Source organism: Pseudomonas bubulae, from assembly GCF_037023725.1.
GTDB lineage: Bacteria > Pseudomonadota > Gammaproteobacteria > Pseudomonadales > Pseudomonadaceae > Aquipseudomonas > Aquipseudomonas bubulae.
Window position 1 is genome coordinate 2,446,305 of record NZ_CP146077.1, and the last position, 12,066, is coordinate 2,458,370.

Here is a 12,066-nt window from a genome sequence, read left to right on the forward strand (position 1 = left end):
GAAGTTTCACCCGAAAAAGGAATCAGGCTTCTCATGGGCGAACTGGCCAAAGAAATCCTCCCGGTCAATATCGAAGACGAGCTGAAACAGTCCTACCTCGACTACGCAATGAGCGTAATTGTCGGGCGGGCACTGCCTGATGCGCGCGATGGCTTGAAGCCCGTGCACAGGCGTGTGCTGTTTGCGATGAGCGAACTGAACAACGACTGGAACAAGCCGTACAAGAAATCTGCCCGTGTGGTCGGTGACGTAATCGGTAAGTATCACCCGCATGGTGATACTGCTGTTTACGACACCATCGTTCGAATGGCTCAGCCATTCTCCCTGCGCTACCTGCTGGTAGACGGTCAGGGCAACTTCGGTTCGGTCGACGGCGACAACGCTGCGGCCATGCGATACACCGAAGTGCGCATGACCAAGCTGGCCCACGAATTGCTGGCCGACTTGCACAAAGAGACCGTGGACTGGGTGCCGAACTACGACGGCACGGAAATGATCCCGGCCGTCATGCCGACACGAATTCCCAACTTGCTGGTCAACGGCTCAAGCGGTATCGCCGTGGGTATGGCCACCAATATTCCGCCGCATAACCTGGGTGAAGTCATCGACGGCTGCCTGGCGCTGATCGACAACCCGGAACTGAGCATCGATGAACTGATGCAGTTCATCCCGGGCCCGGACTTCCCGACTGCCGCCATCATCAACGGCCGTGCCGGTATCATCGAAGCCTATCGCACGGGCCGTGGCCGCATTTACATGCGCGCCCGCTCGATGATCGAAGACATCGACAAGGTCGGTGGTCGTCAACAGATCGTCATCACCGAACTGCCGTACCAGCTGAACAAGGCTCGCCTGATCGAAAAGATCGCCGAGCTGGTAAAAGAGAAGAAGCTAGAAGGCATCACCGAGCTGCGTGACGAGTCTGACAAAGACGGCATGCGCGTTGTGATCGAGCTGCGCCGTGGTGAGGTGCCGGAGGTTATTCTCAATAACCTTTATGCCCAGACCCAGCTGCAAAGTGTTTTCGGTATCAACATCGTTGCGCTGATCGATGGCCGCCCGCGCATCCTGAACCTCAAGGACCTGCTCGAAGCTTTCGTACGTCACCGTCGAGAAGTGGTCACCCGTCGTACTGTTTTCGAGCTGCGCAAAGCCCGCGAGCGAGGCCATATCCTTGAAGGCCAGGCCGTAGCCCTGTCCAACATCGATCCGGTCATTGCACTGATCAAGGCCTCGCCAACCCCGTCCGAAGCCAAGGAAGCGCTGATCAGCACCCCTTGGGAGTCGACAGCGGTAGTGGCCATGGTTGAGCGCGCCGGTGCCGATTCGTGCCGTCCGGAAAACCTCGATCCGCAATACGGTCTGCGTGATGGCAAATACTTCCTGTCGCCGGAGCAGGCCCAGGCCATTCTTGAGTTGCGCCTGCACCGCTTGACCGGTCTGGAGCACGAAAAGCTGCTGGCCGAGTACCAGGAAATTCTCAACCAGATCGGTGAGCTGATCCGCATCCTCAATAGCGCCGTGCGCCTGATGGAAGTGATCCGCGAAGAGCTGGAAGTCATTCGCGCCGAATACGGCGATGTGCGTCGTACCGAAATCCTGGATCACCGTCTTGATCTGACCCTGGGTGACATGATCCCGGAAGAAGAGCGCGTTGTGACCATTTCCCACGGTGGCTATGCCAAGACCCAGCCATTGGCTGCGTACCAGGCCCAGCGTCGTGGCGGTAAAGGCAAGTCGGCTACTGGCGTCAAGGATGAGGACTACATCGCTCACCTGCTGGTTGCCAACAGTCACACCACGCTGCTGCTGTTCTCCAGCAAGGGCAAGGTGTACTGGCTGAAGACCTATGAAATTCCTGAGGCGTCCCGCGCTGCCCGTGGTCGTCCGCTGGTGAACCTGCTGCCGCTGGATGAGGGTGAATACATCACCACCATGCTGCCGGTCGAAGAGTACACCGAGGGTCACTTCATCTTTATGGCGACCGCCAACGGCACCGTGAAGAAGACCCCTCTGGAAGCCTTCAGTCGTCAGCGCAGCGTAGGCTTGATCGCGCTGGAACTGGACGAAGGCGACGTGCTGATCAGCGCCGCGATCACCGATGGCGAGCGTGAAGTCATGCTGTTCTCCGACGGTGGCAAGGTGACTCGCTTCAAAGAGTCCGATGTCCGTGCCATGGGTCGTACTGCCCGCGGTGTACGCGGCATGCGTCTGCCAGAAGGGCAGAAGCTGATTTCCATGCTGATCCCTGAGGAGGGTAGCCAGATCCTTACCGCTTCGGCGCGTGGCTATGGCAAGCGTACGGCGATCAGCGAGTTCCCAGAGTACAAGCGTGGCGGCCAGGGTGTTATCGCCATGGTCAGCAACGAGCGTAATGGCCGTCTGGTCGGTGCGGTTCAGGTGCAGGACGGTGAAGAAATCATGTTGATTTCGGATCAGGGCACTCTGGTACGTACGCGCGTCGACGAAGTGTCGAGCCTGGGTCGTAATACCCAGGGCGTCACCTTGATCAAGCTGGCCAGTGACGAAACGCTGGTAGGGCTTGAGCGGGTTCAGGAGCCTTCTGAAGTTGAAGGCGAAGAGCTCGAAGATGAAGGCGGTGCAGAGTTCGACGGTGAGGCCATCCAGGATGGCGCAGACGACGAGCAGCCGCTAGAGGCTGGCGCTGACGAAGAGCCGCAGGAATAAGCGGACACACAGGGGGCGGATGAGAATTCGCCCCCTTGTTGTATGTCCAGTATGAAAGTTTGCGACACTGTGGGAGCGAGCCTGCTCGCGATGGCATCAGCGCGGTATGTCAGATAGACATTACTGCCCGTATCGCTAGCAAGCCCGCTTCTACAAGCAACAATGTGTCGAGAGTTGATTTATTGCGTGACCACCAAATCAGAGTGAGAGTGGAAGTGAGCAAACGAGCCTATAACTTCTGCGCAGGTCCTGCTGCGCTACCTGAAGCTGTTCTGTTGCGTGCCCAGTCCGAGTTGCTCGACTGGCATGGCAAGGGCCTCTCGGTCATGGAAATGAGCCATCGCAGCGATGAGTTCGTGTCCATTGCGACCAAGGCTGAGCAGGATCTGCGTGACCTGCTGTCTATTCCCTCGAACTACAAAGTCCTGTTTCTGCAAGGCGGTGCCAGCCAACAGTTTGCCCAGATCCCGCTGAATCTGTTGCCTGAAAATGGCAAGGCGGATTACATCGATACCGGTATCTGGTCGCAGAAGGCCATTGAAGAGGCGTCGCGTTTCGGTCACGTCAACGTGGCAGCAACCGCCAAACCTTACGATTACTTCGCGATTCCTGGTCAGAATGAGTGGAATCTGTCGAAAGACGCGGCCTACGTTCATTACGCGCCAAACGAAACCATCGGCGGTCTGGAATTCAACTGGATCCCTGAGACTGGCGATGTGCCATTGGTCGCTGACATGTCTTCGGATATTCTGTCGCGCCCGGTTGATGTGTCCCGTTTTGGCATGATCTACGCGGGTGCCCAGAAAAACATCGGCCCAAGTGGCATCGTGGTCAATATCATTCGCGAAGATCTGCTGGGTCGTGCGCGTTCGATCTGCCCGACCATGCTCGATTACAAGGTCGCGGCTGACAACGGCTCGATGTACAACACGCCGCCGACCCTGGCCTGGTACCTGTCAGGTCTGGTATTCGAATGGCTCAAGGAGCAGGGCGGTGTCGAGGCAATCGGCAAGCTCAATGAAGTGAAAAAACGTACCTTGTACGACTTTATCGACGCCAGTGGCCTGTACAGCAACCCGATCAACCTTTCTGATCGCTCGTGGATGAACGTCCCGTTCCGTCTGGCGGACGATCGCCTCGACAAGCCATTCCTGGCAGGCGCTGAAGCACGCGGGCTGCTGAACCTCAAGGGGCACCGCTCCGTTGGTGGTATGCGCGCATCGATCTATAACGCTGTGGATATCAACGCGGTTAACGCGCTGGTGGCTTACATGGCAGAGTTCGAAAAGGAACACGGCTAATGTCCGAGCAAGAACTCAAGGCGCTGCGCCTGCGTATCGACAGTCTGGACGAAAAAGTCCTGGAGCTTATCAGCGAGCGGGCGCGTTGTGCCCAGGAAGTGGCGCGGGTCAAGATGGCTTCCCTGGCTGAGGGTGAAGTGCCGGTATTTTACCGGCCTGAGCGTGAGGCTCAGGTGCTCAAGCGCGTTATGGAGCGCAATAAAGGCCCGTTGGGCAACGAAGAGATGGCGCGGTTGTTCCGCGAAATCATGTCCTCGTGCCTGGCGCTGGAGCAGCCGCTGAAAGTGGCTTATCTCGGCCCCGAGGGTACCTTTACCCAGGCTGCGGCCATGAAGCACTTTGGGCATGCCGTGATCAGCAAGCCGATGGCTGCCATTGACGAAGTATTCCGCGAAGTGGCTGCCGGTGCAGTGAATTTTGGCGTGGTGCCAGTGGAAAACTCCACAGAAGGCGCAGTCAACCACACTCTCGACAGCTTCCTTGAGCATGACATGGTGATCTGCGGTGAAGTAGAGCTGCGCATCCACCATCACCTGCTGGTCGGCGAAAACACCAAAACGGACAGTATCAGCCGCATTTACTCCCACGCCCAGTCGCTGGCTCAGTGCCGCAAATGGCTGGATGCACACTACCCGAATGTCGAGCGTATTGCGGTGTCGAGCAATGCCGAAGCGGCCAAACGGGTCAAGGGAGAGTGGAACTCCGCTGCCATTGCCGGTGATATGGCTGCTGGCCTGTACGGCTTGACCCGACTGGCCGAAAAAATTGAAGACCGCCCGGACAACTCCACGCGGTTCTTGATGATTGGCAGTCAGGAAGTGCCACCCACTGGCGATGACAAGACGTCGATCATTGTGTCCATGAGCAACCGTCCTGGCGCCCTGCATGAGCTGCTGGTGCCGTTCCATGAGAACGGGATCGATCTGACGCGTATTGAGACGCGTCCTTCGCGTAGCGGTAAATGGACCTATGTGTTTTTCATCGACTTTGCTGGTCATCACCGCGACCCCTTGGTCAAAAGTGTCCTGGAGCAGATCAGTCAAGAAGCCGTAGCGCTTAAAGTATTGGGTTCCTACCCGAAAGCGGTTCTCTGAGGCGATAAAACATGAGCGGTGATTTCCTCGCCCTGGCACAGCCGGGCGTACAACAACTTTCGCCTTATGTCCCGGGTAAACCTGTGGATGAGCTGGCGCGTGAACTGGATCTGGATCCGGCCACGATCGTCAAGCTGGCCAGCAACGAAAACCCTTTGGGTGCGAGCCCCAAGGCGCTGGAAGCCATTCGTGCCGAGCTGGCCGAATTGACGCGCTACCCGGATGGCAATGGCTTTGCCCTGAAAAGCCTGTTGGCTGAGCAGTGTGGCGTACAGCTTGACCAGGTAACACTGGGCAACGGTTCTAACGATATTCTGGAGCTGGTGGCGCGTGCCTACCTGGCGCCGGGGCTAAATGCCGTGTTCAGTGAGCATGCATTTGCCGTGTATCCGATTGTGACCCAGGCGGTAGGTGCCCAGGCCCGCGTTGTGCCGGCCAAGGACTGGGGGCATGACCTGCCTGCCATGCTGGCTGCCATCGACAGTGATACCCGGGTGGTCTTTATTGCCAACCCGAACAACCCGACCGGTACCTGGTTTGGCGTCGATGCGCTGAACGAGTTTTTGCAGGACGTGCCCGAACACGTGCTTGTGGTGCTGGACGAAGCTTATATCGAGTACGCAGAGGGCGGTGATCTGCCCGATGGTCTGGAGTTTTTGTCGGGGTATCCCAACCTGCTGGTTTCCCGCACGTTCTCCAAGGCCTATGGCCTGGCCGCGTTGCGGGTGGGTTATGGGTTGTCAACGGCGGTGGTGGCCGATGTGCTGAACCGCGTTCGCCAGCCATTCAACGTCAACAGTCTGGCGCTGGCTGCGGCTTGCGCGGCGCTTAAAGACAGCGATTACCTGGAGCAAAGCCGCCGCCTGAACGAGGCCGGCATGCAGCAGTTACAGGACGGTTTTCGTGAGTTGGGCCTGGGCTGGATCCCGTCGCGCGGCAATTTTATCGCGCTGGATCTCGGTCAGGTAGCGGCTCCCGTCTATCAGGGGCTGTTGCGTGAAGGTGTCATAGTGCGTCCGGTGGCCAACTACGGAATGCCTGACCATCTGCGTATCACTATTGGTTTGCCGGCGGAAAACACTCGCCTGCTTGAAGCGCTGTCCAAGGTTCTTGCTCGTGGTTGATGTAATGTCTGTGCAATCTGTAAGGCCTGTAATAGGGCGGCTGGTCGTTGTCGGGTTGGGTCTGATTGGCGGGTCTTTCGCCAAGGGCATGCGTGAGAGCGGTCTGTGCGACGAAGTGGTCGGTGTTGATCTCGATCCCGAATCCTGTGTTCTGGCCGTTGAGCTGGGAGTGGTCGATCGCTGTGAAGCAAATCTGGCCGCTGCTTGCGTGGGCGCAGATGTGATTCAGTTGGCCGTGCCGATTCTGGCCATGGAAAAAATGCTCGGCCTTCTGGCGGGCATGGATCTGGGTAACGCGGTGCTTACCGATGTGGGCAGTGCCAAAGGCAATGTTGTGCGGGCAGCGGCACAAGCCTTTGGTGGCATGCCTGCGCGCTTTGTACCTGGCCATCCGATTGCCGGGTCTGAACAGAGTGGTGTAGAAGCTTCGAATGCCAGTCTGTTTGAGCGGCACAAGGTGATTTTGACGCCTGTGGCTCAGACCGATGCCGATGCGCTGGCTCTGGTTGATGCGATGTGGCGCGCCCTGGGGGCAGACGTCGAGCATATGCAGGTCGAGCGACATGACGAGGTACTGGCTGCAACCAGCCATTTACCTCATTTGCTGGCTTTCGGGCTGGTGGACTCTCTTGCCAAGCGCAACGAGAATCTGGACATCTTCCGTTACGCAGCGGGTGGCTTCCGTGATTTCACAAGAATCGCCGGCAGCGACCCGGTAATGTGGCATGACATTTTTCTCGCTAATCGCGAGGCAGTGCTGCGCACATTGGATACATTTCGCAGTGATCTCGACGCTTTGCGCGACGCGGTCGATGCAGGGGATGGGCATCAATTGCTGGGCGTTTTCACTCGCGCCCGGGTTGCCCGCGAGCATTTCAGTAAAATCCTGGCCCGCCGGGCATATGTGGACGCTATGAATTCCAACGATCTGATTTTTTTGGCAAATCCTGGTGGTCAAGTAACTGGCCGAATTCGCGTACCAGGCGACAAATCCATTTCCCACCGCTCGATCATGCTCGGCTCGCTGGCTGAAGGTACGACCGAAGTGGAAGGTTTCCTTGAGGGTGAAGATGCCCTGGCGACGCTGCAGGCGTTCCGTGACATGGGCGTGGTGATTGAGGGCCCGCATCATGGTCGCGTGACCATTCATGGCGTTGGCCTGCACGGTCTGAAAGCGCCACCTGGCCCGATCTACCTGGGCAACTCGGGTACTTCGATGCGCCTGTTGTCCGGCCTGCTGGCAGCACAGAGCTTCGACACCACCCTGACCGGCGATGCGTCCCTGACCAAGCGCCCGATGAACCGTGTGGCCAATCCATTGCGTGAAATGGGTGCCGTGATTGAGACCGCTGCCGAAGGTCGCCCGCCGATGACCATTCGTGGTGGTCATGCGCTCAAGGGCATGGATTACACCTTGCCGATGGCCAGTGCCCAGGTTAAATCCTGCCTGTTGCTGGCGGGCCTGTATGCAGAAGGCAAGACCTCGGTAACCGAGCCTGCACCGACTCGTGACCATACCGAGCGCATGCTGCAAGGCTTCGGATACCCGGTAACTGTTAATGGTCCTACTGCTTCGGTTGAGTCGGGCCACAAGCTGACGGCGACCCATATCGAAGTGCCGGGGGATATTTCCTCGTCGGCGTTCTTCCTGGTCGCCGCTTCGATCGCAGCAGGCTCGGACCTGCTGCTTGAGCATGTGGGCATCAATCCGACCCGTACCGGCGTTATCGACATCTTGCGTCTGATGGGGGCGGATATCACCCTGGAAAATCAACGCGAAGTGGGCGGTGAGCCGGTGGCGGACCTGCGCGTGCGGGCTGCTAAACTCAAGGGTATCGAGATTCCGGAAGAGCTGGTGCCGCTGGCGATTGACGAGTTCCCGGTACTCTTTGTGGCTGCGGCCGTGGCTGAGGGTCGTACGATCCTTCGGGGTGCTGAAGAGCTGCGGGTCAAGGAGTCCGACCGGATCCAGGTAATGGCAGATGGCTTGCTGACCCTGGGCGTGAAGTGCGAGCCGACACCGGATGGCATCATCATTGATGGTGGCACAATTGGCGGTGGTGAGGTTCATGGTCATGGCGATCACCGTATCGCAATGGCCTTCAGTGTGGCTTCGTTGCGCGCAACCGCACCCATCCGTATCCATGATTGCGCCAACGTGGCGACTTCTTTCCCCAACTTCCTTGCTCTGTGCAAGCAAGTGGGCATGCGTGTTGCTCAAGAGGCAAACTCGTGATGGTTTCGGCACCGGTTATCACCATCGACGGCCCAAGCGGTTCAGGTAAAGGCACGGTTGCTGGCATCCTGGCCAAGCGCCTGGGGTGGAATTTGCTCGACTCCGGTGCTCTGTACCGCCTGCTGGCGTTTGCCGCAGGTAACCATGGTGTGGCCCTGGATAACGAGGCGTTGCTGGAAAAACTGGCTGCGCATCTTGATGTGCAGTTCATCGGCGCGACGGACGGTAAGCCGGCGCGGATCATTCTGGAAGGTGATGACGTGACTCACGCCATCCGCAGTGAGACCGTAGCGGCCGGAGCCTCGAAAGTCGCGGCTTTGCCGGCTGTTCGCGATGCGTTGCTGCAGCGTCAGCGTGCTTTCCTTGAGTTCCCGGGGCTGGTTGCAGATGGTCGGGACATGGGTACCGTGGTCTTTCCTGACGCGCCATTGAAGGTTTTTCTGACCGCTAGCGCTGAGGAACGGGCCCGCCGCCGTTACTTGCAGTTGAAGGCCAAGGGCGATGATGTTAGTCTCTCGGGTCTGCTAGATGAGATTCGTGCCCGCGACGAGCGTGACACACAGCGTGCAATAGCCCCGCTCAAGCCGGCGGCTGATGCCATACAGCTGGACTCCACGGAGTTGTCCATCGAGCAGGTGCTGGAACGCATCATGAGCGAAATCGCACTTCGCGATATCGCTGGATGACCAAGAAAGCGTGCAGGAGACCAGAAATAGTCCTGCATGCCTTCTTTTATATGAACGTAACCCACATTGTCTGGAATGTGGCTGATGGGCGTATTCCTTCGCCCTTGAACAACAGGAATTAAAATGAGCGAAAGCTTTGCAGAACTCTTTGAAGAAAGCCTAAAAACCCTGAATCTTCAGGCTGGCTCGATCATCACCGCTATCATCGTTGATATCGATTACCAAGCTGGTTGGGTTACCGTTCACGCTGGTTTGAAGTCGGAAGGCCTCATCCCGCTGGAGCAGTTCCACAACGACGCTGGCGAACTGAACATCAACATCGGTGATGAAGTTCACGTTGCGCTGGACGCGGTCGAAGACGGCTTTGGCGAAACCAAACTGTCCCGTGAAAAAGCCAAGCGCGCTGAATGCTGGATCGTTCTGGAAGCAGCCTTCGCAGCAGAAGAAGTGGTCAAGGGCGTTATCAACGGTAAGGTTAAAGGCGGCTTCACTGTCGACGTTAACGGCATCCGTGCGTTCCTGCCAGGTTCTCTGGTTGACGTTCGTCCAGTGCGCGATACTACGCACCTGGAAGGCAAAGAGCTGGAATTCAAGGTCATCAAGCTGGACCAGAAGCGCAACAACGTAGTTGTTTCGCGTCGCAGCGTGCTGGAAGCAGAGAACTCCGCCGAGCGTGAAGCTCTGCTGGAATCGCTGCAAGAAGGTCAGCAAGTTAAAGGTATCGTCAAAAACCTCACCGATTACGGCGCATTCGTCGATCTGGGTGGCGTTGATGGCCTGCTGCACATCACTGACATGGCTTGGAAGCGTATCAAGCATCCTTCCGAAATCGTCAACGTTGGCGACGAGATCGATGTCAAGGTTCTGAAATATGATCGCGAACGCAATCGTGTTTCCCTGGGCCTGAAGCAACTGGGCGAAGATCCATGGGTTGCTATCAAAGCCCGTTACCCAGAAAGCACTCGCGTTACCGCTCGTGTAACCAACCTGACTGACTACGGCTGCTTCGCAGAGCTGGAAGAAGGCGTTGAAGGTCTGGTACACGTTTCGGAAATGGACTGGACCAACAAAAACATCCACCCTTCGAAAGTCGTACAAGTCGGCGACGAAGTGGAAGTTATGGTTCTGGACATCGACGAAGAGCGCCGTCGTATCTCCCTGGGCATCAAGCAGTGCAAATCTAACCCATGGGAAGATTTCTCTGGCCAGTTCAACAAGGGCGATAAAATCTCCGGCACCATCAAGTCGATCACCGATTTCGGTATCTTCATTGGTCTGGACGGCGGCATCGACGGCCTGGTTCACCTGTCCGACATCTCCTGGAACGAAGTTGGCGAAGAAGCCGTACGTCGTTTCAAGAAGGGCGACGAGCTGGACACCGTTATCCTGTCTGTTGATCCAGAGCGCGAGCGCATCTCCCTGGGTATCAAGCAGCTGGAAAGCGATCCGTTCTCCGAGTACGTACAAGAGAACGACAAAGGCGCAATCGTTAAGGGCATCGTGAAAGAAGTTGACGCTAAAGGCGCCATCATCACTCTGGCCAACGATATCGAAGCGACTCTGAAAGCCTCCGAAATCAGCCGTGACCGCGTTGAAGACGCGCGCAACGTTCTGAAAGAAGGCGAAGAAGTAGAAGCCAAGATCATCAGCGTTGATCGCAAGAGCCGCGTAATCCAACTCTCCATCAAGTCGAAAGATGATGCTGAAGAGAAAGAAGCAATCCAGAGCCTGCGCGACAAGCCAGCTACCTCTGACATTGCTGCTGGTCCGACCACTTTGGGCGACCTGCTGCGTGCACAAATGGAAAAACAGAACTAAGTTCTGATTGACCATAGAAAAAGGGCGACTTAGGTCGCCCTTTTTTGTGCCTGCGATTTGTGATGGTGCTTAGCAGGATCTTTTGTAGGTCGGTTTGCTGCACGTCAGGGAGCTAGCTGTGGGGCAGGGTGAGTGCTGTCGCTGTGCGGCCTGTGAGCGACCATGGGCTGTTTGGGCCTGATGGCTATGATGGTGGGTGGTGGAGTCGATTTTTTACAGTGCTTATGCGGGTTGTAAAGATAAGTCAATCCCTGGGCTGTTCAAATTCATTCGATCATGCTAAAACCTTGGGAGCGCTGATCTAGCTGCTTGAAAAAGAAGGGAAAAATATGACGAAGTCGGAGTTGATCGAACGAATTGTCACCCATCAAGGGCTACTCTCATCCAAGGATGTGGAGTTGGCCATCAAGACCATGCTTGAACAAATGTCTCAATGCCTCGCGACCGGGGATCGTATTGAAATCCGTGGTTTTGGCAGCTTCTCCCTGCATTACCGCGCCCCTCGTGTAGGCCGCAACCCCAAGACAGGCCAGTCGGTCAGCCTGGATGGAAAATTTGTGCCTCATTTCAAACCGGGCAAAGAGCTGCGAGACCGGGTGAACGAGGATGAGGAAGACGACATTTAACCTTCAGGGAACAGGAGTTGCCGATGCGTACCTTTAAGCGTGCTGCGTCAGTGGTATTTGGGCTGATTGTCATTTTTGGGGTGCTTATTTTTATCCTGGAAAATCAACAGCCTGTAGCATTGGTGTTTTTGGGCTGGCGCACACCCGAATTACCTGGGTCGTTGTTGATCATCTGCGCACTGCTGCTAGGTATGGCTATCGGCCCTGGTCTGGGTTGGCTAGCCTACAGTCGCAAAGCCCGCAAGCTGAAGCTCGAGCTGATGGTGCAAGCCAAGCCAGCAATTTAGGCGCGTCTGGATCCCATTTGCACCATGGATGGCGCATTAGGCAGGGAAAGGAATGTCTGGATAGTTGGTATTTAAAGAATGGTTTAAGCCTCAAACATTCCGTTGAGCCGGAAACAACATCATTGTGCCACTCTTATATTGAAATGTTCTGGAATGCTGGCAAAATGCGGGCTGCTCTCGATTGCCAGTGATTTTTATGCTTTATC

General features: G+C 56.6%; 9 protein-coding genes. All 9 read left to right on the plus strand.

Going from position 1 to position 12,066, the window contains the following annotated elements; genetic code table 11:
- The first annotated feature begins 33 nt into the window (after positions 1-33).
- The 9 genes from gyrA to V6L81_RS11385 all read left to right on the plus strand — a co-directional run bounded on the left by gyrA (position 34) and on the right by V6L81_RS11385 (position 11,860).
- A complete protein-coding gene (gene gyrA / locus V6L81_RS11345; RefSeq protein ID WP_095002806.1) occupies positions 34-2,688 on the plus strand; it encodes a DNA gyrase subunit A in 2,655 nt (884 codons plus the stop codon).
- 215 nt (positions 2,689-2,903) lie between these two features.
- Entirely contained in the window at positions 2,904-3,989 is a 1,086-nt protein-coding gene (serC, locus tag V6L81_RS11350) for a 3-phosphoserine/phosphohydroxythreonine transaminase (protein WP_095002826.1), read from the plus strand.
- A complete protein-coding gene (gene pheA / locus V6L81_RS11355; RefSeq protein ID WP_016780245.1) occupies positions 3,989-5,083 on the plus strand; it encodes a prephenate dehydratase in 1,095 nt (364 codons plus the stop codon). Before serC ends, pheA begins: the two co-directional genes overlap by 1 nt.
- A gap of 11 nt (positions 5,084-5,094) precedes the next feature.
- On the plus strand, positions 5,095-6,207 hold the full coding sequence (hisC, locus tag V6L81_RS11360; protein ID WP_095002805.1) for a histidinol-phosphate transaminase: 1,113 nt from the start codon (positions 5,095-5,097) through the stop codon (positions 6,205-6,207).
- A gap of 4 nt (positions 6,208-6,211) precedes the next feature.
- Positions 6,212-8,443, plus strand: coding sequence for a bifunctional prephenate dehydrogenase/3-phosphoshikimate 1-carboxyvinyltransferase (locus V6L81_RS11365; RefSeq protein WP_095038554.1), 2,232 nt, complete (start codon positions 6,212-6,214; stop codon positions 8,441-8,443).
- The gene (gene cmk / locus V6L81_RS11370; protein ID WP_083369851.1) at positions 8,443-9,129 is read left to right on the plus strand and encodes a (d)CMP kinase; all 687 of its coding nucleotides are present in this window, start codon (positions 8,443-8,445) and stop codon (positions 9,127-9,129) included. Before V6L81_RS11365 ends, cmk begins: the two co-directional genes overlap by 1 nt.
- A 123-nt stretch (positions 9,130-9,252) precedes the next feature.
- Complete coding sequence (rpsA, locus tag V6L81_RS11375) at positions 9,253-10,947, plus strand: 30S ribosomal protein S1 (RefSeq protein ID WP_016780248.1); 1,695 nt, start codon at positions 9,253-9,255, stop codon at positions 10,945-10,947.
- A gap of 329 nt (positions 10,948-11,276) precedes the next feature.
- Positions 11,277-11,573 carry an integration host factor subunit beta gene (gene ihfB, locus V6L81_RS11380; protein WP_003447108.1) on the plus strand — a complete coding sequence of 99 codons (297 nt, stop codon included), beginning with the start codon at positions 11,277-11,279 and terminating at the stop codon, positions 11,571-11,573.
- Positions 11,574-11,596: 23 nt separating this feature from the next.
- Entirely contained in the window at positions 11,597-11,860 is a 264-nt protein-coding gene (locus V6L81_RS11385; protein WP_338659930.1) for a lipopolysaccharide assembly protein LapA domain-containing protein, read from the plus strand.
- Positions 11,861-12,066: the final 206 nt, after the last annotated feature.

Excerpts from the sequence above, each read along its gene's own strand:
- V6L81_RS11385 (WP_338659930.1), top strand. The coding sequence starts at position 11,597 with ATGCGTACCTTTAAGCGTGCTGCGTCAGTGGTATTTGGGCTGATTGTC.
- ihfB (WP_003447108.1), top strand. The coding sequence starts at position 11,277 with ATGACGAAGTCGGAGTTGATCGAACGAATTGTCACCCATCAAGGGCTA.
- pheA (WP_016780245.1), top strand. The coding sequence starts at position 3,989 with ATGTCCGAGCAAGAACTCAAGGCGCTGCGCCTGCGTATCGACAGTCTG.
- hisC (WP_095002805.1), top strand. The coding sequence starts at position 5,095 with ATGAGCGGTGATTTCCTCGCCCTGGCACAGCCGGGCGTACAACAACTT.
- rpsA (WP_016780248.1), top strand. The coding sequence starts at position 9,253 with ATGAGCGAAAGCTTTGCAGAACTCTTTGAAGAAAGCCTAAAAACCCTG.
- cmk (WP_083369851.1), top strand. The coding sequence starts at position 8,443 with ATGGTTTCGGCACCGGTTATCACCATCGACGGCCCAAGCGGTTCAGGT.
- V6L81_RS11365 (WP_095038554.1), top strand. The coding sequence starts at position 6,212 with ATGTCTGTGCAATCTGTAAGGCCTGTAATAGGGCGGCTGGTCGTTGTC.
- gyrA (WP_095002806.1), top strand. The coding sequence starts at position 34 with ATGGGCGAACTGGCCAAAGAAATCCTCCCGGTCAATATCGAAGACGAG.